At 49.2% G+C, this 24,224-nt stretch carries 23 protein-coding genes and 1 pseudogene; 1 reads left to right on the top strand and 23 read right to left on the bottom strand.

Annotation, left to right across the window (positions count from 1 at the left end; genetic code table 11):
* Positions 1-42: 42 nt before the first annotated feature.
* From selB to BUB44_RS10035, 23 genes are all read right to left on the bottom strand, one after another.
* Complete coding sequence (gene selB, locus BUB44_RS10160) at positions 43-1,971, bottom strand: selenocysteine-specific translation elongation factor (protein WP_073165912.1); 1,929 nt, start codon at positions 1,969-1,971, stop codon at positions 43-45.
* Positions 1,968-3,395 carry an L-seryl-tRNA(Sec) selenium transferase gene (gene selA / locus BUB44_RS10155; protein WP_073165910.1) on the bottom strand — a complete coding sequence of 476 codons (1,428 nt, stop codon included), beginning with the start codon at positions 3,393-3,395 and terminating at the stop codon, positions 1,968-1,970. Before selA ends, selB begins: the two co-directional genes overlap by 4 nt.
* Before the next feature lie 79 nt (positions 3,396-3,474).
* Positions 3,475-4,524, bottom strand: coding sequence for a cyclic dehypoxanthinyl futalosine synthase (gene mqnC / locus BUB44_RS10150; protein WP_423219788.1), 1,050 nt, complete (start codon positions 4,522-4,524; stop codon positions 3,475-3,477).
* A gap of 5 nt (positions 4,525-4,529) precedes the next feature.
* Positions 4,530-5,384, bottom strand: a complete 855-nt coding sequence (locus BUB44_RS10145) for a menaquinone biosynthetic enzyme MqnA/MqnD family protein (RefSeq protein WP_073165904.1) — start codon at positions 5,382-5,384, stop codon at positions 4,530-4,532.
* Positions 5,381-6,487, bottom strand: coding sequence for an aminofutalosine synthase MqnE (mqnE, locus tag BUB44_RS10140; RefSeq protein ID WP_073165901.1), 1,107 nt, complete (start codon positions 6,485-6,487; stop codon positions 5,381-5,383). The genes BUB44_RS10145 and mqnE overlap by 4 nt, the downstream gene beginning before the upstream one ends.
* A gap of 43 nt (positions 6,488-6,530) precedes the next feature.
* Positions 6,531-7,409 carry a UbiA-like polyprenyltransferase gene (locus BUB44_RS10135; RefSeq protein WP_073165898.1) on the bottom strand — a complete coding sequence of 293 codons (879 nt, stop codon included), beginning with the start codon at positions 7,407-7,409 and terminating at the stop codon, positions 6,531-6,533.
* Entirely contained in the window at positions 7,399-8,835 is a 1,437-nt protein-coding gene (locus BUB44_RS10130) for a menaquinone biosynthesis decarboxylase (protein ID WP_073165896.1), read from the bottom strand. The genes BUB44_RS10135 and BUB44_RS10130 overlap by 11 nt, the downstream gene beginning before the upstream one ends.
* 15 nt (positions 8,836-8,850) lie before the next feature.
* Positions 8,851-9,573: a demethylmenaquinone methyltransferase gene (locus BUB44_RS10125; RefSeq protein WP_073165893.1), complete on the bottom strand. Its 723-nt coding sequence runs from the start codon at positions 9,571-9,573 to the stop codon at positions 8,851-8,853.
* Between the two features lie 20 nt (positions 9,574-9,593).
* Positions 9,594-10,346, bottom strand: a complete 753-nt coding sequence (locus BUB44_RS10120) for a heptaprenyl diphosphate synthase component 1 (protein WP_073165890.1) — start codon at positions 10,344-10,346, stop codon at positions 9,594-9,596.
* A 173-nt stretch (positions 10,347-10,519) separates the two neighbouring features.
* Positions 10,520-10,915 (bottom strand): adenosylmethionine decarboxylase, encoded by a 396-nt coding sequence (gene speD, locus BUB44_RS10115; protein WP_027356355.1) that lies wholly within the window; start codon positions 10,913-10,915, stop codon positions 10,520-10,522.
* Between the two features lie 168 nt (positions 10,916-11,083).
* A complete protein-coding gene (locus tag BUB44_RS10110) occupies positions 11,084-13,177 on the bottom strand; it encodes a hypothetical protein (protein ID WP_131821618.1) in 2,094 nt (697 codons plus the stop codon).
* Between the two features lie 228 nt (positions 13,178-13,405).
* Complete coding sequence (locus BUB44_RS10105) at positions 13,406-14,557, bottom strand: glycosyltransferase family 4 protein (protein WP_073165885.1); 1,152 nt, start codon at positions 14,555-14,557, stop codon at positions 13,406-13,408.
* Positions 14,558-14,765: 208 nt separating this feature from the next.
* Positions 14,766-14,954 carry a ferredoxin gene (locus BUB44_RS10100; RefSeq protein ID WP_027356356.1) on the bottom strand — a complete coding sequence of 63 codons (189 nt, stop codon included), beginning with the start codon at positions 14,952-14,954 and terminating at the stop codon, positions 14,766-14,768.
* A 90-nt stretch (positions 14,955-15,044) separates the two neighbouring features.
* On the bottom strand, positions 15,045-16,202 hold the full coding sequence (locus tag BUB44_RS15115) for a LysM peptidoglycan-binding domain-containing protein (protein WP_114362154.1): 1,158 nt from the start codon (positions 16,200-16,202) through the stop codon (positions 15,045-15,047).
* 240 nt (positions 16,203-16,442) lie between these two features.
* The gene (locus tag BUB44_RS10085; RefSeq protein ID WP_131821617.1) at positions 16,443-16,739 is read right to left on the bottom strand and encodes a hypothetical protein; all 297 of its coding nucleotides are present in this window, start codon (positions 16,737-16,739) and stop codon (positions 16,443-16,445) included.
* A gap of 110 nt (positions 16,740-16,849) precedes the next feature.
* Positions 16,850-17,320, bottom strand: coding sequence for a hypothetical protein (locus tag BUB44_RS10080; protein WP_073165876.1), 471 nt, complete (start codon positions 17,318-17,320; stop codon positions 16,850-16,852).
* A 678-nt stretch (positions 17,321-17,998) separates the two neighbouring features.
* Positions 17,999-18,229 carry a helix-turn-helix domain-containing protein gene (locus BUB44_RS10075; protein ID WP_073165873.1) on the bottom strand — a complete coding sequence of 77 codons (231 nt, stop codon included), beginning with the start codon at positions 18,227-18,229 and terminating at the stop codon, positions 17,999-18,001.
* Positions 18,230-18,769: 540 nt separating this feature from the next.
* Positions 18,770-19,501, bottom strand: a complete 732-nt coding sequence (locus BUB44_RS10065; RefSeq protein ID WP_242655950.1) for a GGDEF domain-containing protein — start codon at positions 19,499-19,501, stop codon at positions 18,770-18,772.
* A gap of 82 nt (positions 19,502-19,583) precedes the next feature.
* Positions 19,584-20,195 (bottom strand): PP2C family serine/threonine-protein phosphatase, encoded by a 612-nt coding sequence (locus BUB44_RS10060; protein WP_073165865.1) that lies wholly within the window; start codon positions 20,193-20,195, stop codon positions 19,584-19,586.
* Positions 20,192-20,647, bottom strand: a complete 456-nt coding sequence (locus BUB44_RS10055) for an anti-sigma regulatory factor (protein WP_242655949.1) — start codon at positions 20,645-20,647, stop codon at positions 20,192-20,194. The genes BUB44_RS10060 and BUB44_RS10055 overlap by 4 nt, the downstream gene beginning before the upstream one ends.
* Positions 20,640-21,023, bottom strand: coding sequence for an STAS domain-containing protein (locus BUB44_RS10050; protein WP_073165863.1), 384 nt, complete (start codon positions 21,021-21,023; stop codon positions 20,640-20,642). The genes BUB44_RS10055 and BUB44_RS10050 overlap by 8 nt, the downstream gene beginning before the upstream one ends.
* Positions 21,013-21,756, bottom strand: a complete 744-nt coding sequence (locus tag BUB44_RS10045; RefSeq protein WP_073165860.1) for an STAS domain-containing protein — start codon at positions 21,754-21,756, stop codon at positions 21,013-21,015. Before BUB44_RS10045 ends, BUB44_RS10050 begins: the two co-directional genes overlap by 11 nt.
* Positions 21,757-22,068: 312 nt before the next feature.
* Positions 22,069-23,262, bottom strand: a complete 1,194-nt coding sequence (locus BUB44_RS10035; RefSeq protein ID WP_073165854.1) for an HD domain-containing phosphohydrolase — start codon at positions 23,260-23,262, stop codon at positions 22,069-22,071.
* 624 nt (positions 23,263-23,886) lie between these two features.
* On the opposite strand from BUB44_RS10035, the pseudogene BUB44_RS15110 reads away from it, so the two are divergent.
* Positions 23,887-24,051: pseudogene (locus tag BUB44_RS15110) on the top strand (ISLre2 family transposase); the annotation flags it as partial.
* Between the last annotated feature and the right edge of the window lie 173 nt (positions 24,052-24,224).

The raw sequence follows: 24,224 nt of genomic DNA, 5'->3' as shown, positions 1-24,224 counted from the left end.
TTTTCCGGAGGCCAGGGGGAATGGCCGGTTGTAACCATCTGGTTATAACCGGATTTTTTGTTTTTCCATTTTGGTTAGGACCCTCTTATCGCCTACCCGTTTGGTGGTTTTTTCACGGTCGAAATACTCCAGAAGGGGTAAGGCATATTTTCTCGACGTTTGCAGCAAGTCCCGGGTTTCTCCCACCGTTATTTCCTCTTTTTCCCGCAAGTAATTAATCAGCTCCTGCCGGGCTTTATCCAAACACTCTGCATGAAAATAAAGATCATCGGCTACCCGTACCAGCAGGCCTTTCTTGAGCAGGTACTGTAGAATTTCTTGAGCCATCGGGCCATCTAACCCGGCCTGGCGGGTTGCTTCAATCCACGCAGGCGGCTGGTAATTCGCCTCTTTGTATATCTCAAGTAAATACCTTATCTTTTGTTCCAGTTTGCGTTCTGGTTGAGGGGTAAATTCAGGAAGAGCTATCTCCTGGGCATGCAACTTCACCAGGTTATCTTCTTCCATGACCTGAAGAAGGGCTTGAAAATGCTTATTATTCATGCGGGCAAAGAAACGGGAGCGCATCTCTTCCCTGGGGAAGCCCTCCCGCAATGGAAATTCCCGGTGGTATTCCTGGACTACAGAGCGAATTTTTTCCGCCCACTGCTGGTAAACTTCCTCAGGAAGATAGGATACCTGGTTCTCCAGAAATATGGTGCGAATAAGGTTTTTCTTGGCCAGATTTTGCATGGTTTCTATTACGACTTGCTCGTCCAGCCCGCTCGCCCTGGCCAGCTCTTCAGCCGTTAAAATATTCTGCTGGCTGTTAAGCTGCTGAAGCAGGATTTCTTCCGGTGTCCCCTTTTCCCTGGTTAAGAGCTTTTCAATTACTTCCGTGCGCATCCGCCGGTGTTTAGGTGCTACCGGATCAATAATTTTACCGCCACCAATGGTGCGTACCGGCGAATAGGAACGGATTACAAACCGGTCCCCCTGTAAGGCCACCGCAGGTTCTTCCAGTTCCAGCTGAGCAGGAGCCGTATCCCCGGGAACCAGCTCCTCTCGATCCAGGAGAATTACCCGGCACATAATCTCTGCTGTACCCAGATGCATGCGTACCCGTGCCCGGTTCTTCAACGGCCTGGCTGATTCCAGCAGGATCAGGCGAACGTCCATGCGGTAGGATGGGGTCAGGATGCCGGGAGTGGCTACAACGCTTCCGCGGGGTACTGCTTCCACTTCCACACCGGTCAGATTTATTGCTACCCGTTGCCCGGCACGGGCTTTCTCCACCTTTTGCCCATGCACCTGGAGCATACGCGCCCGGGAAGCAATTCTGCGGGGCATGATTTCCAGGGCATCGCCGGTATGCAAAACGCCACTCCATAAGGTACCGGTGACAACAGTACCAAAGCCAGTTACCGAAAAAACCCGGTCAACGGGCAGGCGTACGTGTCCTGTAGCCGGCTTTTCCTTAACTTTTTGTGCGACCAGATCAATGGCGCGTAGAAGTTCATCCAACCCCCGGCCGGTGATACTGGAAACCTCTACCATAGGCGCATCTTCCAGGGTGGTACCCTTGAGAAAATCTCTAATTTCTTCCCGTACCAGATCCAGCCATTCACGATCCACCAGATCTACCTTGGTTATTACCACCACTCCTCGTGGTATTTGCAGAAGCTGGATGATATCCATATGTTCTTTTGTCTGGGGCATAACCCCTTCATCTGCAGCGATTACCAAAAGCACCAGGTCAATTCCGCCTACACCGGCCAGCATATTCTTGATAAACCGTTCATGACCCGGCACATCTACAATACCTGCCTGCAGGCCGCTGGGCAGGGTTAGTGAAGCAAAACCCAATTCAATAGAAATTCCCCGTTCCTTTTCCTCCTTCAAGCGATCCGTATCCACCCCGGTAAGAGCCTTGACCAGCATTGTTTTGCCGTGATCCACATGACCGGCGGTTCCAATAATTAAATGGGTCACTTTTCGACCTCCTCTACGGCTTGAAATGCTGCCGTAATAGCTTGAATCAAGATTTCCTCTTCCCCGGGTAAAATGGTGCGGATATCCAGGAGTAACCGTTCGTCCTGCACACGCCCCATAATTGCTGGTTCACCGTTCCGCAAGATACTGGCCAGATTTTCGCTATCAATTTGCCCGGGCCGTATGCTCACAGCCATGGAGGGCAACTCAGCTGTGGGCATGGCTCCTCCTCCCACCCGGGATATTACAGGTAATAACTCAATAGTAGCTTTATTTCCCACCTTCTGGCGTATCTGTTCTGCCAGCTTTCTTGCCCGATCCTCCAGTTCGGCCAGCCCTGCAGTAAGCATTCGCAGGGTAGGTATTTGTTCCAGAGCTTTTGCCGGTTCGAGGTACAGGCGAAGGGTAGCCTCGAGACTCGCAGCAGTAAATTTATCGATACGTATGGCCCTGGTTAAAGGATTTTTCTTCATTTTTTCGATAAACTGGCGCCGGCCAACAATAATACCCGCCTGGGGACCTCCTAAAAGTTTATCACCGGAAAAGGTAACTACATCTACACCCGAGCTCACAATTTCCTGTACCGTTGGTTCTGCGGGGAGCCCCAGCTGGCCAAGGTCCACCAAAAAGCCGCTGCCCAGGTCGCTCATCACCGGCAGCCCGTATTCCTTACCCAGCGCAACCAATTCTTTAACGGTAATTTCCCGGACAAATCCCACCAGACGATAATTGCTGGTATGAACATGCAGGAGAAGAGCAGTTCGTTCGTTAATAGCCCGGCGATAATCATCGGGATAGGTCTTATTGGTTGCTCCCACTTCCACTAGGATGGCGCCGCTTTGAGCCATTACCTCAGGGATACGGAAAGAACCGCCAATTTCCACTAATTGACCGCGGGAGACAATAACCTCCCGCCCCCTGGCCAGCGTGCTCAAAGCCAGTAAAACGGCTGCAGCGTTATTGTTCACCACCATGGCCGCTTCCGCACCGGTCAGATTGATAAGCAGTGCTTCCAGGTGAGCATAACGGGAGCCCCGGCGGCCGCTCTGGAGATCCAGTTCAAGGTTGCAATAACCGGAAGCGACCATTTCCACTGCAGCCCGGGCTGCCCGGGCCAGTACAGCCCGGCCCAGGTTGGTATGCAATACCACTCCGGTAGCATTGATCACCCGGCGTAAACTTGGCCGGGAGCGGCGAGCGGTTTCCCGGATTACTTCTTTTGCGACAAGGGAAGTAATTTCTGCACGCCCCGTCTCCTCTTTTACTTCACCTGTCAGCAGAACCTGGCGCCAGCGATCCAGAACGTCCCTGATTATTTCCACCACCAGGTTGCGCGGGTTCTCAACCAGCAGGTCCGCAATTTCCTGCCGGCGCAGTATTTCGTCCACAGCCGGCAATTTGCGCAAAACTTCTTTATTTTCCATGGGCCTGTTTTCCTCCGCTCATGTTATCCCTAAAATTATAGGGTAAACGGCTCCTTTAAGGCAAGCCGGGAGTTATAACTCAGTATTCCCGTATAATCTCGTATAAAGTAGTCCGCTGGGCCGGGGTAAAACCAGCTTCTTTGATGCACCTGATTATCTCGTGCAGCGGTACGCGGTAATTAGCTCCCGCTGCCCGGACAACATTTTCTTCCAGCATGGTGCTCCCGAAATCATTGGCCCCAAAGAAAAGCGAAATCTGGGCTATTTTAGCTCCCTGGGTGACCCAGGACGTTTGTATACTGGGTATATTATCCAGCATTAACCTGGCTGTGGCCAGGGTACGCAGGTATTCAACCCCCGTTACTGTTTCCCCTCCCAGTTCTGTATTCAGGGGCTGAAAACTCCAGGGAATAAAAGCAGTGAACCCGTGGGTTTCATCCTGAAGCTCGCGAATGCGTACCATATGGAGTACCCGTTCCTCAAGGGTTTCCACATGGCCAAACATCATGGTGGCGGTGCTTTTCATGCCCAGATCATGAGCGCAGCGCATCACTTCCATCCATTGGGCCCAGGTAATTTTATTCGGGCTTATTAGCTGGCGAACGCGGTCCACCAGTATTTCTGCCCCTCCACCGGGCAGGGAGTCCAGACCCGCATCCCTTAATCTAACCAGTACTTCTTTCACAGGCAGGCCGGACTTTCTGGCCATGTGCACTACTTCCGGCGGTGAAAAAGAGTGAATATGGATGTCAAAGCGTTCCTTAATTGAGTGCAGCATGTCCAGATAATATTCCAGATCCAGATCGGGATGCAGGCCTCCTTGAATGAGCAGCTCCGTTCCTCCCACCTGGATGGTTTCTTCAATCTTTTGAAAAAGTTCTTCCTGAGTAATAACGTAAGCATCGGGATCCTGTGGCCGGCGGTAGAATGCACAAAACCGGCACCGGCACTGGCATATATTGGTATAATTAATGTTCCGGTCAATAATGAAAGTCACCCGGTTATCCGGGTGCAACCTGCGGCGTACCTGATCTGCTGCCCTGGCCAGAGCCAGAAGGTCGGCCTTTTTAAGAATTTCTACCCCCTCTTCCAGGGAAAGCCTTTCTCCTGCAGCAGCTTTCTCCAGCAAATATGTTACCCCTGGCACGTATCTTCACCCCAGATAAAAAGCTTTACCCGTTCCTCAATAATACCACTCTTATAGGCATAATCATAAAAGGTAAGCAATGCGCGGCGGTAGCTGTCATCAAAATTGTAACGAATGGTATGGAAGTAATCTTCCAGCACCTGAGGAGGCAATCCCGTTCGCCGGTGGGCTTTTTTAACCAATACGGGTAAGTTATTCATCCCTATCTTTAATGAGCTATATAATAATTCGGCCATAGCGTTGGCTTCCTGGGGATGGGCTTCGGCAAACTCCCTTCTGATTACCCATAAAGCATAAACCATTTTTTCTCCTGTAAAGTCTTTCCAGGCCTGGCCCAGGTCGGTAACAAATACCGGTAAGCCTTCCCTGATCACCAGCTGGTGAGCCTGCATGGCGTTATCCCCTATGAGTAAAACACCTTCTCCCATCTCCAGCATGGTTTTAAGATCTGCTTTTACAGGGTGAAACTCCACTTCCACATGATAATAATGTTCAAAAAGAATCCTTAACAAAACTACTGAAGTGGCCGAAGCTGTGGTTACACATATTTTTTTTCCTTCCAGTTCTGTAACCGGGAGGTGGCTGAAAAAAAGTACGCTGGCCACTCTTCCATCGCTCGCTATGGACAGGTGGGGTAAAATGAAACAATCCCCTGCGTGTTTCGCATATTCAATGGAAGAAAGAGGGGTGCAGTGGAGAACGCCCTCTAAAAACATGCGGTTTAGCCTGGTAGGAGGTCCTTTAACCAGTTCACCGTTTAACGGGATCAATCCTTCTTCCAGCGCATGATAGACAGGCAGGCAGTTCAGGTATTCTATCTGCCCCAGGCTTAACCACGTCACTGTAACCCCTCCCAGAGTACATTGTACAGGGTATCCCGTTCTACCGGAATCCGCCCCGCCGCCCGGATCATTTTAATGAGCTTTTCCCGGGGCATATGCTGTTCAGTTTCCGCACCTGCATCATGAGCAATCTTTTCCTCTACTACCGTGCCGTCCAAATCGTCCACCCCGAAAGAGAGGGCTACCTGTGCCAGTTTGGGACCGATCATGATCCAGAAGGCTTTGATATGATCAAAATTATCCAGTATGAGTCGTGAAACGGCCAGCACTTTTAAATCTTCATAGCCGGTGGTGCCGGTCAGTTCCAGGGATTCAAGGCCGGTATTTTTGGGATGAAACGCCAGTGGTATAAACGCCAAAAAACCACCGGTACGGTCCTGCAGTTCCCGGAGACGGATTAAGTGTTCTACCCGTTCTTCGACGGTCTCGATATGACCGTAAAGCATGGTAGCATTGGTCCGTATGCCCAGGTTGTGAGCCGTTTCATGCACTTCCAGCCAGCGCTCCCCGCTAATTTTACGCGGGCAAATCCGCTCCCGAACCCGGGGGGCAAAAATTTCAGCCCCCCCACCGGGTAGAGAATCCAGCCCGGCTTCTTTGAGCAGCTCCAGGGTTCTTTTAAGGGAAATACCGTTGCTGCGGGCCAGATAATCTACCTCCACAGCCGTAAAAGCCTGAATTAATACTCCCGGCAGAGCCCGCCGTGTCCGGCGTATCATTTCCAGATAATATTCAAGGTCCAGGGCTTCATTCAAACCACCTACAATGTGTATTTCCGAGACACCCTGCCCCTGACATTCCTTTGCCCGGCTTTCTATTTCGTCGAGGGTCATGGTGTAGGCTCCCCGATCACCCGGGTCCTTGCCAAAGGCACACAGCGGACAACGGTTAATACAAATATTGGTATGATTAATATGCCTGTTAACAACGAAAAAAGCCCGGTCTCCATTTTTACGCCGGCGAACCAGATCTGCCAGGTAACCAATGGTTAAAAGGTCGTTCGATTTAAATAAGCGCACCCCATCCTCAAAGCTTAAACGCTCCCCGGCTTGTACTTTTTCGGCGATGTCTTTTAGTTCCTCAGAAACATTGAAATTATTCATAACCTCATTCTCCCTTTCCCTGATTTAAATTGGCTAATTCCGGCTAAAAAAGGTGCAAAGGAAAGAGCACATCTATAAGGGTAAAGATAAACATTACCATACTTAATGTTCCGTTAAGATTAAAGAACGCCACCCCGGCACGGGAAAGATCATGGGGGGATATCAGTTTATGCTGCTTGAATAATAGAACTACCGCAATCAGCACACCTATCAGGTAAAACAAACCCAGATGCAATACGAAAAATACGGCCACAAAAAACAAAGGAGCAATGATATGAAAGAAAGCAGAAATTAATAAGGCCCGCTCCAGACCAAAACGAGCTGGAATGGAGTAAATCCCATATTTCCTGTCGAAATCATAATCATCACAGGCGTAGATAATGTCAAAACCCGCCACCCAAAAAAGAACTCCCAGACCGAGCAGGATAGGGGCCAGATCAAAACGGTTGGCGATAGCAATCCAGGCACCTACCGGGGCCAGCCCCAGGGCCAGGCCCAGAAAAAGATGGCAGGTCCAGGAAAAACGCTTGGTATATGAATAAAAAGAAAGTACCGCCACAGCAACGGGAGAAAGCTTAAATGCCAGAGGACTCAACTGGTAGGCCGAGAAAAGCAACAGGGCAAAGGACAAAATAACCAGCAACCATACTTCCTTTACCCTGACCAGCCCGCGGGGCAGCGCACGGTTGGCTGTACGGGGGTTCAGGGCATCTATATGACGGTCAATTAACCGGTTAAGAGACATGGCAGCGGTGCGGGCTCCCACCATGGCCAGGGTTATCCAGAGCAGGTTATGCAGGTCTGGTATTTGTTTTTGGACCAGCAGTGCGCCCACATAAGCGAAAGGAAGGGCAAATATGGTATGTTCAAACTTGATCATTTCTAGAATAACGCGTGTTTTATATACTACCCTATAAGCCATAACTTGCCCACTTCCTGTTTACCAGTTCCTTAATGCTTTCATCCATTTCTATATCCGGAGGCCATTCCCTCAAATGTCCCTCTCCGGGACCTTTACGCGTAGCGTCAATTCCCATTTTACTACCATAGAGAGGCAGGGGCGAAGCATGATCCAGAGCGTCGAGCGGGCCGTCTACCATCAGGACATCCCGCCGGGGATCGACATTGTTAAATACCCTCCACATTACTTCGGAAAGGTTTTGGACATCAACGTTTTCATCCACCACAATGATTAGCTTGGCCAGCATCATCAAGCCCATTCCCCACAGGGCACACATCACCTTTTTAGCCTGCCCGGGGTATTGTTTCCTGATGGAAACAATTACACAGTTGTGAAACACTCCCTCGAAGGGCATATTCATATCAACAATCTCCGGCAGCTGTAACCGGATGAGGGGCAAAAAGATACGTTCCGTAGCTTTCCCAAGGTAAGCGTCTTCCATTGGTGGCCTGCCCACTACGGTTGCGGTATAGATGGGATTTTTGCGCCTGGTGATACAGGTTAAATGGAAGACCGGATAGTGATCTGGCAGTGAATAGTAACCCGTATGGTCGCCAAAGGGACCTTCCAGGCGGGTCTCCCGTGGATCCACGTAACCTTCCAGTACTATTTCAGCATTTGCCGGGATCTCCAGATCTATAGTTTCGCAGCGTACCAGCTCCACCGGTTCTTTACGCAAGAAACCGGCAAAGAGCATTTCGTCTATACCGGAAGGCAGGGGAGCTGTAGCAGCGTAAATAACTGCCGGATCAGCACCTATAACCACCGCTACGGGCATGGGTCCTGAATATTTCCTGATATGTTCTGCTCCCCCCTTATGGATGTGCCAGTGCATACCGGTGGTACGTTCATCAAAAACCTGCATCCTGTACATACCCACATTGCGCTGACCTGTAACTGGATCCCTGGTAAAAACAAGGGGCAGGGTAATATATGGACCGCCATCCAGTGGCCAGCATTTGAGAATTGGGAGTTCCTTGAGAGAAGGATTTTCCCGCAGAATTACCTCTTTACATGGACCGGATTGAACTTTTCTGGGTAAATATGAAGACAAACGAGCAAGTTTTGGTATAGCTTTTAGCTTGTCCAGGAAAGTTACAGGCAAATCGTCAGGCTGCAGTATATCGACCAGTTCTTCGCCGATCTGATCTAAATTTTCTACCTCCAGGGCCAGGCACATTCGCTCCAGCGAACCAAAGGCATTGGTTAGCACAGGCATGTTGTATCCGCGAACATTTTCAAATAATAATGCCGGCCCGCCCGCTTTACATACCCGGTCGGTGATTTCTGTTATTTCCAGTTCCACATCAACTTCTGTAGTAATTCTTTTTAATAAACCTTTTTGTTCCAGCTTATTAATGAAGGCTCGCAAATCTTTATAAGCCATAATGTTACCTCCAGGTTAAGTTACGGTGCCTACGTGTACGGCAACTATTCCTCCTGTCAGTTCGTAATAACGGGCGTCAGCAAGGCCTGTTTCACGGAAGAGTTCCTTTATTTCTTCCTGGTGTGGAAAATCTTTTAAGGAATTGGGCAGGTAACTGTATGGACCATCAAAACCTACTCCCAGACGGCCGAGCAAAGGCACCAGGTGGTTGAAATAAAAATAATAAAGTTGCTTGAAAACAGGCAAGCTGGGCTTGGACAATTCCAGAGAAACCACCTTCCCCCCCGGCCGAACCACCCGCGCCATTTCACTGATAGTTTTTCGTATATCCGGTACATTGCGCAGGGCAAAGCCAATGGTGGCACAATCAAAAGTATTATCAGGAAAGGGAAGGTCAACAGCATTTCCCTGTACAAACTGGATCTGCCCGGAATAAGGGGTTTTGCTAACGTTTTCCCTGCCCTTAAGCAGCATTTTTTCACAGAAATCCAGCCCTATAACCCGGCCCCCGGGTCCGGCCAGGCGTGCCAGCTCGATGGTGAGCATTCCTGTCCCGCAGCATACATCCAGCCCGCAACCACCCGGTTGCAATCCGGTTTGAGCGGCGGCAAAACGACGCCAGTATTTATCCCGGTTAAAACTCAGGGCAGTGTTTAACCAGTCGTAGCGATGTGCTATGGAAGAAAAAATTGCATGAACGTATTCTTCCTTACTCCGGTAAGGTGGTGGGATGTGCATCAATCTAGCTCCTTCTAAAGTTATTTAAACTGTAAAGCCAACCCCATATTTTGCTCTAGAATAAAACAAATCAATTTTTCCAGGACATCACGATTTTCCCCAGGTGGCAAGCTGGTTAAGGCCGTTAGAGCTTCCTTATAATAATTGCCGGTTTCCAGGGCGTATTCACTCAATCCAAGAGCCATGCCAAAACTTACTCCCAATTTTTCCAGTGCATCCTGCTCCTTTTTTGTGGCACCTGTCAGGTCACCGGCCAGGCGGCAGCCCCCACCAAAAAGAATAGCTGTTTCTTTAAAAACTATTTGCTTGAGCAAATCCGTATTTTGCAGCTCATCCTCATTTTTAATGCGCAGGAGGCCGCCTTCATTTATTTCACAGATAATTTTTGAAAGTGGTTCTAAGTACTTAATTATACCGTGTTCGCATAAGCAAGTAAAAAAACAGCTGTAAAAATAATCTCCCACGAGTACCGGAAACTGGTAACCATCTCTGGGGCTCCCGGAAACGGTATTCTCCTGCACGTTGCGATGCAGGCATGTAGCCAGGTAAATAAGCTGGATTACAGCCGCCAGAGCTACAGCCTGCATATTTAAAGGGGCAAATAATCTGGCTGATAGAAGCACCAGAGCAGGGCGAATAAAATTATGAATGCTATCGGCTACCGGGCGGGTAAACCTGCTCAGGTATATATTCCGTATCTGGCATGACCTGGCCAGTATATTTTGAGCTTGCTGAAGTTCTGTTTTAATGGGGGCGAGCACCCGGTCGAACATAATAAACCTCCTTAATTACCTTACCATAGTATTGATTCGTTGCGGCTAAAAAATTTCCTCCCTGCTAAGAAATGCTGAAAAAGTATGCGAAAATGCAGTGAGCCCTGCAATCTTTTTCAGATCGCAAGGCTCACTAGCCCTTGGTTAGCCGGGTACTAATAAAAATCCCCCTCCTAAAGATTTACAGCTACCTGATGATCAGCCTCTTCTTCTTCCGTGACGGGAAAGATGCCACGTTTGGTTTCTCTGGCCGACATGTGCTTGGCACGAAATTGGCTGGTCAGGTAGTTGCAAGCGTCCCAGGGATTGACCCTATCGCCACAGGTAAAAACATCAACCGCAGCATAGCCCAGTTCCGGCCACGTGTGAATGGCCAGGTGAGATTCGGAGATAACCACCACGCCGCTGACTCCCTGCGGGCTGAACTTATGAAAAACACATTCCCGCACTTCTGCTCCTGCTTCCAGGGCTGCATTGACCATAATTTCTTCAACTTTTTCAATGTCGTTGAGAAGTTCAAACTCGCAGCCATAAATTTCAGCCAAGACATGGCGGCCCAAGTGTTTCATCGTAGTTATCTTCCCCCTTTGACAAAAATATTTTGGAATCCAACCACCTGACAAACTCGACATTTGTCAGGATTGGCCAATTCCAATCAAGTTCAATTGTAGCATAAGATTTGCTGTTGTCAAATAAAATTTTAGATGTCTTCATGAGGATATCTTTTACATAACTGGTTATTTTTCATCAATTTCTTTAAGTACCAGATAAACCATGGGTGGGGCACCAAAAACCATGGTGGTGGCAGCAGCCACTATACCTGAATCATTGAAAATCAGGGCCAGAATACTGGCTGTGGTAACACCTATAAAGCCGCGGAAGAGATCAGGATATTTGTTCCTGATAGCTGCCATCACCCCCACCGGGCGATAGAAGAGCAACACCAGACTGCCCAGGCTGGCCAGGAAAATACGGCTCCAGATAGTATAGCGGACCAGTTTAATGTTAAGTTCCGACTTGCGTTGAATGATGTCCAGCACCACGGGCCAGCCACCATGTAAAACCAGGGCTGTGTTACGGCCAATATGAGATTGTAGCCAGGAAGGACGGTTGAGATCATAGGTCATAAACGCTACCAGTACCACCACAACACCCAGAATAATCAGGGCAACATTTTTAATCGATAAGGAGCGGCCGCAGAGTAAGATAAGAGTAGTAAGAAAAGCGCCAGTAGCTGCTATGGTCCCCCCCACATTGGTACCGAGCTGTGGAGCTGCAAGTATATAAATGGTAGTAAGATAAAGCCCTCCAATGAAAATTATCAGGAACTTTCGCCAGCGGGGGAAACGGGTTAAAAGGGACGTGGAACCTATAATTATAGAACCTATAAGTATGCCCATGTATTCATTGCCGATACCATAAAAGCGGGCACCCACGATGGGATCGTAACCCATAATAGATGTTTTCTGCAGGGGATTCCCCAGCATAGTGTCCAGTAATATGATCCCTGCATTGGTAAAACAAAGAAAAATAAAGGGATCCAGCAGGCCCTGGCGATGGATAAATATGGTGAACAGGGTTATAAGAACAGTTAATATTAATAGCTCCAGAACAACAACCCAACCTGCTGGTTGAGGCAACAGGGGTAATAAAAGATAAACCAGGGGTACCACCATTACCGAGAGCAGAAAAGGCTCCAAAACCCGCCCCAACTTTTTACGCCGCCAGAAAATACAATACAGAGAAACCAGCAGAAGGATAAGCTGGTAAAATATATAACCTTTTTGTATACCCGGGCGGATATTGTAAGTAATGGTAAGCTGATTTAACATGCGGTTCAGGACATTGACTTCCACCTTTTCGCGGCCTGTAATATGCATGGGCTGGCCGGTCATTTCTCCAGGTATTCCTATATTCAGGAATTGTAAGACCGTCGGTGCAATATCAGTATTCATTACTATGCCAGCCCTTTTGGTAGTAGGGGAGGACAACAGGCCGGGAGTAACTCCTGCTCCATAAGCTATGATAGGTGTAAGGTATTGAGGATTTTCAGTATCGCTTTTTCCCGATGTAGGTGAAAGAATCAGTAACAGATCCCGTTGAGTATCGAGACGGGATACAAGGTTACCCACCAGCTCGTTTAATCTTTTCAATGTAAGCTGGCGCTGCATGTTAAATACATCATCACGGGTATCAGTACGCATCTCCTCCAATCGAGAAAGATCTCCTGTTTCCAGAACAACCAGGGCAGTATCCTGTGGCAGGCGATCAAAAGCTTGTAGCAATTTTTCATATCCTGTTCGCATTCCACCCGGGAAAGAAGGGTCGCTGACCAGCATGGTTGCTCCTACATTGCCGTAGTCCACTATACCGCGTTCGTCCATGGCAATACTTAATGCTTCACGCCGCAACCCCTGGGGAACATCAGCATTCCCCAGGACAGCAGTTTTCAGGCCTGCTCTATGCAAAGCAGAACCCAAAGCGCCAGCTGTAGCTTTATAGGGTAATCGTTGATTCTGTTTATGGATCCGTACAATACCCAGCTGAACCAGCGAGCCTGGTTCAGCAACCAGGCCTGTACGCCGGTAAAACTCTTCACCGGCTGTACCCTTCTCTAATTTTTCCCGGGCGTTAAATCCCCAAAATGCCGTCCCATTAGCAGTAATATGCACACCTGCTCCAATGGTGGCATAGCAATTTTCTGGAGTTTGAACACCCGCCGTATTGCCGTTCATCAAACCCAGGGCACCCTGTTGCAGCAGCTTTTGCAAATAGGGCAGATCACTCAAGTTTTTTAAGTCGTCGAGATTTAATCGATCTACAATAACCATGATTACCCTCCTGCCCTGATCAGAGGGTAAAATTGGTTTAACCTGTTTATCATGGGCAGGAGCGGCAAGTTCCAGTGCCGGCATATTTCCGGCCTGCAGGGGCGGCTGGAAGGAAATTACTAATGAAATGGTAATAATAAAGATAAAAAATACAAAAATTGGCCTTTTTGCTTGCAATTTTTGTCACCTCGGATTCAATAACTGGTTATAACTCATTAATTTAAACTTTTAGCGGGCAGATAATAAACCCAGGTTTAAAAGGGCACTTTTATACTCCTCCTCAATTTTACGTACCATTGCTTCTACAGTAAAGAACCGGATAACCCTTTTTCTGCCACGCTGGCCCATTTCTTCTGCTTCTTTACGCTTCAAGAGCAGGTGTTCTATGGCCTGAGCAAGTGCCCGGGGATCTTGGGGCGGTACCAGCAGTCCCGTTTCTCCATCTAATACTATTTCTGGCAAGCCACCTACCCGGGTAGCCACTACAGGTTTTCCCGCCGCCATAGCTTCAAGGACGGTAAGAGGCAATCCTTCGGTGATTGAAGGTAGAACAAAGACATCCATGGCAGCTAATATCCGGGGTATATCTTTCCGTTCTCCGGTGAAAAATAACCGTCCATTAAGCCCCAGGAAGTTTGCCTGCTGTTCCAGGGCTTTGCGCAAAGGGCCATCTCCGACAATCATAAAATTAACCTGATGTTTACTGCATAGAATAGCTGCAGCTTGAATGAAATTCGTTAGCCCTTTTTGTGGTGCCAGACGGGCAATGGTTCCTACCAGCGGGCCAGAAGGTGGAAGGCTTAAAGAACGCAATACTGCCACCCTATCAACCTCATCACTATAAAGGGCCGGATCTATACCGTTATGTATGGTAATCACCTGTTCCGGTGGTAGCTTTTCTTTTATTAATAATTCTTCTCTTAGCGCTTCAGACACTGTTAAAATGCGATGGGTATAGCGGGCCAGGAACTTTTCTCCCAGGGCATAAATGGTCTTTTTCCAGGATGGCCAAAATTCATAGAAAATAGAATTATGAACGGTCATGAAAACAACAGGAGTACGGGCTATCCTGGCTGCTATCCGGGCAACCAACCCTGCTTTGGAGCTATGGGCATGTAAAATGGTAACCTTTTCAGCTGTCAGGATATCCACAAGCTGTCGCACGACACGCCAGTCAGAACGGGGCGAGATTTCTCCCACCAGAGGTATGGGAAAAACTTTTATCCCCAGTTCTTTAATTTCCCGGGCCATATTTCCTGGAGGACACGCTACCAGGGGTTCAAAAAAATTTTTATCCCCCAGGGATAAAAGGGAAATTAGATGATTTTTCATGCCCCCTTTAGCCGGGCGGATAACATGCAGTACCTTCCTTCTCCGCACGTATATTTCTCCTTTATAGTTTTTATTGTTTTTCCATTAAGCAATGTTGTTTCACATTTGCCCCGTTAATATTCGCTAAATAATGATTTAAACCTCCTTAAATTAAAAGCACGGTATTAAAACCGTGCTCCCAGTGGACTTGGGCTACGTGAAACCAGTGGAACGTAGCGGGATCATTTCCTTGAGCAGGCTGCCTGTCTCTTTCTACTTAATATTCTGAAATGGCATTGGTGGGGCAACTTTCTACCGCCTCATGGGCCTGATCTTCAAACTCGGGAGGTACTTCATCTACAATGGCATGGGCTTTATCCTCATCATTCCAATCAAACACTTCGGGACAGGTGTCCACGCAGGTACCACAGCTAATACATAAATCCTGGTCCACTTCAACACGCACGAACATCACCTCCCATTATGATTTTAAAGACACTATACTTTCTCCTATATTCTTTCTCCCAATAATGATGAATTATGCTTATGTAAGGGTTCAGTGTTTCCGTAATGGAATGTTTATGAATTCCCCGGGATAAATACGATCAGGATTGGTTAACCCGTTAAACTGTATAATTTCCTCTACCGCAACATTATACCGGCGGGCTAATAACCACAGGGTATCCCCAGGGCGTACCCGGTATGTAAAAAAGGACAATCCATTATTCGTCCCGATTACTTTTATTCGTCCTTCCTGACTACCCACTACCAGCCGGCCGCTGGTAGTTATGGCCAGGGTATTTACGGGAATTTCTAATTTTATCATCCTTTCTGGGGATGGAGAAGTTACCGGTAAAGGATAGATAAAAACATATCCCTCAGGTGTTCCCGCCACCAGAACTTCTCGCCCGTTGAACCTCCCCACAGCCAGGGCTGAAATAATACTTCCAAGGTTATCCGTGGTTAATACAGTAGAAAGGGTTTCTGCCACTTTTACTATTCTGATTCTCCCGTCATTACCGCCCCAGGAAATATCCTCCCCGGGGGTGCCTGTTAACCTGCCGGATACTATGGCCGTTACCCCGGCAGGAAGACGTTCCAGGTATGGTCCGGCTTCAAACCCCCTTTCGGTGAAGAAGAAAGTTCCCATACCCCAGTTGTTTGCTTCCTGGAAGGCAACAGCAATTAAGGGTAAAGCCCTTTCTCGCCTGGTTATAGTTACCTTCTGTGGTACTCCGGGTACCAGGTGAATGGTAAGCAACTGCAAACTCATTCCTGCTTCTAGTATTTGTGGTTGCTCATAAACATAAAAAGCGCGTGCTCCTTCAGCAGCAGCCACAATTTCTGAACGCCCGTCTCCATTTACATCTCCAAGGGCCAAACTGACAAAACGGGCCCCCTGTTCCGGTGGAGTGCTCCAGAAAGGAATAATGACTTCTCCGCGGCCCGACCAGGTCAGGATTTTGTCCGGAGTGCCCACAACAATTTGATCCGGCATAAAATTCCCCATCCCTACTGCCAGGCTTAATACCTCTGCAGATACATCTACAGTGCTTTGTGTACGATAAGTATTATTTTCAGGTACTAAAACAATTAAGCGAACCCTGGCAGCTGCTACCACATTTTCCTGTTCTTTGATAATTCTCCCGCTTCCCACCAGTACCGGTGTCCGGTTAATCCTGGCTTCCCACTGCAGATTGTTATATCTTTCCATTTGATCGCAGCCCCCTATTAAAAGTTTTAAGGTTTTACTCCTCCTTCAATTGTTAACAGGGACTGTATCTCATGTAAGATAAATATGCGGCTGGTATTTTTTCTGATTAAGGGGGCGCTTATATTTATAAAATCCGGGTTGTTACCCCAACCTTTATAAAAATAGGCTATAAAAATAGGCCTGCATAACTGTCCTCGCAGGCCTTTTCTTACCAAAGCTGTACGATTCAAAAACCCCATCCTAACAACCTTGATTTTTTAATGATTTCCCGGGTTTAGGCTGCCGCTTGTTTTGCCTAGTTAAGTCCGTATTTTTCCCGCAATATCCTGAAGTTTCTCGCAGGACAGTAAAAGCTCTCTCCACCGTTTCGTGCCCATCCGCGTTAACCAGGCAGCAGCGTGCCGGGGCGAGCCAGGCACGGTCCAGGATGAGTTCCAGGGAAATATTTCTACCCGCCAGGTCCATCCAGAAACCCTCCAGCCTGGCCGTGAGTGAAAGGACATCTTCTGCCGATAGCTCTTCCGTTAGGGTCGGCACTATCCCCCAGCATAAGATTCCGCCCGCCTCCAGAAATTTCTTTATTTCCCTGGTGTAACGGGTAAAAATATAACCGTTGCTAAAAATATCGACCGATAAAATATCCAGATTCAGGCCCTCGAGGAGGAAGGACCAGTCCGGGTTGCCGCACAGGTGGACACCTTTAGACCCTTGACCTGGGCCAGAAACTCCGCAAAATCCACCTTGGCCCGGTCGCTGGGGTAGCCCGTAAAGGAACTGAACAGGATTTCCAATCCCGGCTCGTCAACCCAGACAAAGGCAGCAGGGTGAACAGCGCGCAACTGTTCCACCTGGGCGTTCACCTTCCGGGCGATAAAATCAAACAAAAACATCCGCACTTCGTCGTTGCAGATAATTGGCTTTAAGTCTTCCGTAGTTATCTTGAGCCCAAAACTCAAGGGGCCGATGCATTGCCCCCGGACTGCGGGGTAAATGCTCAGATTACTGGTCAAAAAAGCTCGCAGGGTGGCCGAATACATGGGAGAAAGGGTAAAAAGCGAATTGTCCGAACTCTTTTCGGCATACTCCGGCAGTTCATCGTAAAAAGCGGCCAGGTTCAACTGGATCCTCTGCTTTTCTTCGTCTATCTGCGTTTGTCAATATAAAATTGATCCACCTGATAATGTGAAAGTGATCCACCAATGATAAAGTAAAAGTGATCCACTTCCACCGTTTTACCAATATCTAACATGATGGTCTTTTTATAGAGCGTAACAGAACGCCATGCCATAGCCATTAGCCCATTAATTGATCTGCCAGGCAAGAGTCGAATTGATGTAGCTCGGGCAGGGAAGAAGCTACCCCAATTCAAAGCAAACCGATATGCAATTGCCGGCAGCCCCAGCTTATCCAGTCCCTTTAGCCGGAACCGTCTTACCGGGTTCAGAACAGTGAATTGGCATCTACCTCCGGCACGATTGGTTCTAATGGTCTTGAGTAATTTTTCGTGCCGGTTATACCGGTGGCCCCCCGGTCCTTCGCCGGCAGACAGGTCTCGTTCCCTGATCTCCACATTTTAGCGGGTACCGGGTAAGCCCATATAGGTGCTGGTACCGATGAATCCCCCCTTTTAGCCAGAGGCACCTGATCCTCGGGGTGTCCGGTGAACTGTATGCAAGGACCCCTAAAGTACTGGGAAGGTTTGCACCTTCCCAGGGGAACCAGTTCCTCCGGTCTGGCCAATACAAATAGTCAATTATTTACGAATATCTTGAGTTTCTGAAATATCTTTATGGTGGTCATTTCCACTCCTTATCTGATTCCAGCCACTCTTTAACGGTCTCTCTAATGGGGTCGGTAACCGGGCATTTACCCTGCCGGCGTTTCCTTTCCCAGGGTACATTTTCACCTTCACAGTAACGCTTGACGGTATTGCGGGATACGCCCAATCTTCTTGCAATTTCTCTTTTAGAAAGTTTTTCCACGGCATAAAGGTACCTGATTTGTTCGTAAAGATTAATTTCAATCACTTCCCTTCTCCCCCCAGACCCGGATGAATGTACATCCAGTATAGGGGATTATTGAAGGAAGTGGATCAGTTTCAGAGCAGCAATTTCGCCAAAGTGGATCAGTTTCACAGTATCATTTTGTCTACCACGTCTTCCAGGGTGGATCAGTTTGACAATATCACAGGGGCTAAAAATGGATCAGTTTTATAGTAGCAAATACAACAGTCCCGGGATCCTGAAAAATAGGTCCTGCCGGAGGCGGCTTTTTTACCCTTTACACCAGGGTGGCGATGGCCATATCGGCGGTCTTCCAACCACCGGTTATAAGCACAAGTGGCCTACCGCTGATTGCCTCCATTAACAATACATGGTACAATATTTAAAATAGCCAGTCCAGCCGTGTTGTTCCAGATGTACATATCTCAACTTGTCTGGAATGAGGAAAGCTGGAAAAAATGACCCCGAAAAACAAAATCCCCGACTTTAAAACAATAGAAGAAGCCGGGGAATTCTGGGAAATGGCTTCCGGAAGCCTGCGCAGCTCTTCTATGGTCACGTTAATCACTCCTCCTGTTTTCCTGGAGACTCAGGTTCAACACAAGCCACCATGTTTTTCCCTTCCTTTTTTGCCTTATACATGGCCCTGTCAGCTTGAGCTATCAGGTCATTTACACTGGCAGTTCCCCTGCCGCTATATTCCGTAGCCCCAATACTGGCCGTGACAACCACGTCCATTTCTGGCAATAACCTCTGCCCTGCTATCTGGGATCTTATACGCTCCAGGGCAATCTGCGATCTATTCAGGCTGGTATCCGGCAGCATAATTATAAATTCCTCTCCACCGTACCGAACCACCTTATCCGCAGCCCGCAAAGCCTTCTTTATAATGCCGGCCGCAGCACATAAAACCTGGTCACCCGCATGGTGGCCGAACCGGTCGTTTATCACTTTAAAATCATCAAGATCCAGCATGGCAACCACCAGCGGCTTTTCCTTCCTCTGAGCTTCTCTAAGGAGCTGGTTCAATAACGGGTATAAAGCGAGCCTGTTATACAATCCTGTAAGCGGGTCGTGTTCTATCCTGTCTTTAAGCTGCAGAAGAAAACTATCAATGACAACCAGTATTTGAGCCAGGAATTCCGTAGCGCGATCTATGTATATCCACTGGACAGGATCGCTATCCCGGCGGATGCCCATTACCTCCCGAAGTGCCCTGGTGTGGATATCCAGAATATTTGCCGCCTGAACATGTTTCTCATCCAGGCTGTGTGTCAGGTCCTGATAGGCTTCCACGAGTACTCCTTCGGTTCCACCCTCACATACATATCGTTCAAGGTAATTTTTATAAGTATTATAAAAGGCCTCTGAAGCCAACTCAGGTGCACCTCCTCCCCACCAGTACGCTGGCATCGTCTTCCGGAACACCATATTTCTCCATTATCGTAACCGCCAGGTATAGACCATCCTGTCGCCACAGGTGCCCGTCACCCCGGTCGGGCACAAAGCTACGCCTTATTCCATCAGAACATACTATTACAAGAGAATAATCATCAATCCTTACATTCCGGATAACCGGCACAAGCTTCCGCCCTCCCACCACCCCGGGCTGCCCCGGCAAAAACTCCAACCTTTTATCACCAATCACCCAGCCCCTTATGTTCCCCACCATGATATAACTTAGAGTCGCATTGTCCAGGGTACCGAGGAAGAGGGTACATCCCCGGATTCTGGCAGCGACCCTTTCGATATCACCGTACACACCCGGCAGGTCTTCTTTACGTTCTTCCAGAACTCTGTGCAGCCCTTCCGCACAGCGATGAGCTTCTTCACCGTGCCCCAGCACATCCACTACCGAAATAAAAAGTTTATCATTTCCTTTATATGCATAACAAAGGTCCCCGCCCACCGGATAGCCTGTCCGCGGCCTCCAGCACGACCAGACCTCCCAGCCGTGGCCGGACGCCGTGGCCTGTTTAGAGAAAGTCAAAATGTACGCCTCCTCTTCTCCGTAATAACCACCGTCCCCTTACCCACTTCGGAGTGAATGGCGAAGGAATCCATCAGACGTTTTACTCCCGAAAGGCCTATACCGAGACTGCGCTCCCAGGTGGTATAGCCCCGCATCAAGACCAGCTCGACATCAGGGATACCGGGGCCGCGGTCGGCAGCAATTACTTCAATGCCCGGACTGTCCCTGTCCTCCAGCCGCTTTCTTATCATTATCCTGCCCTGCCTGGCGTACCGGTAGATATTCCGGGCCAGCTCCGAAACCGCAGTGGCTATCCTAGTAACATCGGCCAGGGAAAAGCCGATCTCCTGGGCCAGTTGTTTGGCCATCTGCCGCGCTACGGCAATGTCTTCCTCTCGAGTAATGCGGACCACTATATCGAATTCCTGCGCCGGGTCCTCAATTATGGAGGTTATTTTTTCCTCATACACCTTTATCCCTCTCCTGGAAAGAGCCGGCCAGTACCAGGGCATGTTCCAGATTCCGCGCCACCGCGACCTCCTGCAGCGTGACACCCATCTGGGCCAGAGTCAAAGCTACAGGGGGTTGAATGCCGCACAATACAGTGCGGCACCCCATAAGGCGGGCCATAGCAGCCGTTTCAGAAAGGGTGTATGATATATAGCTATCAATCACTTCCACCATCCTTACATCCAGTATAATCGCCCTGGCCCTCGTCCGCTCGATTTCCTTCAAAAGCTGCTGCTGCAGCCGTCCTACCGTTCTGTCGTCCAGGTCGATCTGGATGGGCACCAGCAGGTAGCCATCCACCTGCATAATGGGCACAACCCTGTCCTCAAAGCTCATCATCTTCACCGCTTTCTTCCAGCCTGCCGCCCGCCAGGCTTAGGGCAAGCTGCCTGCGCCTCTTCCTTTCTTCCATGGTTATGGCTATCCCGCGGCGGAGAGCATCCTCCAGGTCCCTGGCGACTGTAACCATCTGGAAGTCTACTCCCAGTTTGACAAGGGTATGGGCAACCTCCGGCTTGATACCGGTAAGAATGACCTCGGCACCTAGAAATTTTATGGCGTTAAACATCTCCATAAGAAATCCCCCGACCACCGTATCGATCATGGGGACACCCGTAACATCCACCAGTACCACTTTCGCCCTGACGGAACTCACCCTGTTCAGCAATCTCTCCGCGATATTCTGGGCACGCTGGCCATCCAGGTTTCCAATCATGGCCACCAGTAAAATATCAGTCCATATACGAATTATTGGGGTGGCCAGCTCCGAAAGCATCTGGCGGAGCTGCATTAAAATATGCTCATTTTCGCGCCGTATCTCCCCGGAAACCTTCAATGCGGCCCGGAGTATATCAACAGCCGGGAAAGAAGCATGTTCTTCTGCAATATGCAGTATTTTCGCCCCTACTTCTTCTTCACCCAATTCTTCAATTAATGACCGCAGGGCTTCAAATAAGCCGTCTGCTGCTTTTTTGCTTAGCGCTTCCTCCATAACCCGGCACCACAGGTCTTTTTGCCTGCCGTCTGTCGTGAGGCCATTGACGATTTCCGTCACCTTAATAGCATCCATCAATACTTCCCTCCATAGCCTGTAGCCTGAAGACCATTTTTTGCTATTTCGACATAATTCCTTGTTTTCCTGCCGGAAGCTCCCGCAGGAGCTGCCCTTTCAAAACGCCTCCATTAATGAGAAAAACTGCAGGGAAAAACCCTGACTTCCCTGCAGCTACGTTTCTCTCTTGCAACCCGGCCTTCATGATTACTTCTAACTCAATTAAACCACTGTCTGAAGTTACCGTCAAGAATAACGCCGCCGTTCATTAACGCCTTCCTGTACCCCGCCCGGAGAAACACCTCCGTCACCAACCTGATAAACGCCAGTTTAATCCTGCACCAGGACGCCGGGGTTGTTCCGGCAGACGACCAGGCACGCCTCCACCACCTGCGGGTCGTAAAGGATGCCGCTGTTCCGGCTGATTTCTTCCAGGGCGGCCTCCATACCCAGGGCGGCCCGGTAGGGCCGGTGCGAAGCCATGGATTCCACCACGTCGGCAACACCCAGAATCCGGGCCTCGGGAATGATGGTCTCTCCCCGCAACCCGTTCGGATAACCGCTCCCGTCCATTCTCTCGTGGTGCTGCAGCATTGCCTGCGATACCGGCCAGGGAAACTCTATCCCCTTAAGCACCTCGAACCCCAGCACCGGGTGTAACCTGATCAGCTGCAACTCCGGTTCCGTCAACCGGCGCGGTGCGGTGAGGATCTCTGCCGGAATGGCCATTTTGCCTATATCATGCAGCAACGCGGCGAGCCGGAGGCCCTCCACCCGGTCTTCCGCCCACCCCATCTCCCGGGCGATGGCGCAGGCCAGCCGCGCCACCCGCATCTGGTGGCCGGCTGTATACGGGTCCCGCAGTTCCAGCATCCTGCTGAGAGCCTCCACCGTACCGTACAGCATCTGCCGGAGCCGGACGACCGTTTCGTCCAGCTTTCTTTCTAGGCGTAGCCTCTTGATCCCAAGGGCAATGTCGCCTGCAATTTCGGCGAGAAAGGCCATTTCTTCGGGGTCAAAAGCGTCCGGCAGGTGGGAATAAACATTAAGGATTCCCACAACTTCGCCCTCGTGCACCAGGGGAACAGCCGCGCTTGACGCATAGCCACGGCGTACCGCTTCCTCGCGCCAGGGCGCATGCCGCGGGTCGCCACATATGTCCCTCACCACTACGGGCTCGCCCGTTCTGATGGCTGCGCCGGTCGGTCCGGGATCCGCCTGGCTGTCGTCCCAGGTAACCTTTACTGAACGCAGGTAGCCGTTCTCAAAACCGCTGTGGGCAATGGGCGTCACGCCAAATGTCTCTTTCTCGGCAAGAACAATCCAGGCAAACCTGATAAATTCGAGCCCGGCGAGAAGCTCGCAAATGCGCTTAAACAGCTCGCTCTCCTCGCGAACCTCAAGAAGGAGATGATTTACTTCTCTGGTAATCAGAATATGGGCCTTAAGCCAGTTAGTATCCGGGGCTGTCCCGGAATTTTTCTCCTGACTCTGAGCTGGGACAACCCTTTCCTCGCTGTTCACTTCAACCTTCACTCCCATGGGTATGTCTAATACTCTCAACTGGATGAATGCACAGGCAACAGTGTATCAGCCTGGTTTTGATATGACACAGTTAAGTATAGATTACACGGAAATACCTCAAGCATCAGGGAAATTATACTGGGAAATTACCTGACGAATGAAAATCAGGGGGAAAAAGGTAGGAAACGCAGGTAGACGCGGGGGAGGATGTGCGCCATAACAATCCATATGAGGTATATTATGGTATAACCGGGTATCCTTACCCCCCCCCCCCCCCAACACACGTTCTAAAGCTAAGCTTCTTTTTCCTCTGCACCATGGAAATCATCCCCGTTCCTGTCTTTTTCTTTTGCGCAAATAATGATTACCTGCAGGAAACTAAAGACCCCTTATTTAATCCCCGGCCTTAACCGGGCCTGCTCTCCCGGAGGCAGTATTTTTACCCGAGCTTTATTCGACAAAAAAAATGCTCTTCCTTCACGATGCTCTACTTTCTCCCTCTTCTTTTCAATGGCCGTGTAAAATTTCAGTAGGCACCAGAAGGGGATCAGCCCCCTGAAAAAGAAATGAGACCTCACGCGCCCCAAAAACACCAGAAATCAAGCTAAAGGAGTATGAGGTCTCATGCTAAATATTCGCCAAATAGTGGGTGCAGTCCTTCTTTTCGTTAAGGGTCTGATTGAATTACTTGGTAGTTGCAAGGACTTCTATGAACTTGAGAAAGGCATCCATGAACTTTGTCAGAAGGTCTGCAACCAAATTTTCACCTGGGCACTGGAACAGCTCGATTGTTGATTGTCAATAGAATTGACCCACTATGTGCAAATAAAATTGACCCACTGCAGAATAAAAATAACCAGCATTGATGCCCCCTAATGAGACGAAAATTTTGCCTGGCTCACTTCGCTCGGCCTTGATAGGAACCGGCAGCAGCCGGTGCAGGGATACACGGGCGAGGCGGC

It is taken from the genome of Desulfofundulus australicus DSM 11792 (assembly GCF_900129285.1).
GTDB lineage: Bacteria > Bacillota > Desulfotomaculia > Desulfotomaculales > Desulfovirgulaceae > Desulfofundulus > Desulfofundulus australicus.
This window is presented reverse-complemented; position numbering and strand designations above follow the sequence as displayed.

Bases quoted from the DNA above. Each gene is read 5' to 3' on its own strand.
- selA (WP_073165910.1), bottom strand. From the start codon at position 3,395: ATGGAAAATAAAGAAGTTTTGCGCAAATTGCCGGCTGTGGACGAAATA.
- mqnE (WP_073165901.1), bottom strand. From the start codon at position 6,487: ATGAATAATTTCAATGTTTCTGAGGAACTAAAAGACATCGCCGAAAAA.
- BUB44_RS10135 (WP_073165898.1), bottom strand. From the start codon at position 7,409: ATGGCTTATAGGGTAGTATATAAAACACGCGTTATTCTAGAAATGATC.
- BUB44_RS10130 (WP_073165896.1), bottom strand. From the start codon at position 8,835: ATGGCTTATAAAGATTTGCGAGCCTTCATTAATAAGCTGGAACAAAAA.
- BUB44_RS10125 (WP_073165893.1), bottom strand. From the start codon at position 9,573: ATGCACATCCCACCACCTTACCGGAGTAAGGAAGAATACGTTCATGCA.
- BUB44_RS10120 (WP_073165890.1), bottom strand. From the start codon at position 10,346: ATGTTCGACCGGGTGCTCGCCCCCATTAAAACAGAACTTCAGCAAGCT.
- speD (WP_027356355.1), bottom strand. From the start codon at position 10,915: ATGAAACACTTGGGCCGCCATGTCTTGGCTGAAATTTATGGCTGCGAG.
- BUB44_RS10110 (WP_131821618.1), bottom strand. From the start codon at position 13,177: ATGGTTATTGTAGATCGATTAAATCTCGACGACTTAAAAAACTTGAGT.
- BUB44_RS15115 (WP_114362154.1), bottom strand. From the start codon at position 16,202: ATGGAAAGATATAACAATCTGCAGTGGGAAGCCAGGATTAACCGGACA.
- BUB44_RS10050 (WP_073165863.1), bottom strand. From the start codon at position 21,023: ATGAGCTTTGAGGACAGGGTTGTGCCCATTATGCAGGTGGATGGCTAC.
- BUB44_RS10045 (WP_073165860.1), bottom strand. From the start codon at position 21,756: ATGGATGCTATTAAGGTGACGGAAATCGTCAATGGCCTCACGACAGAC.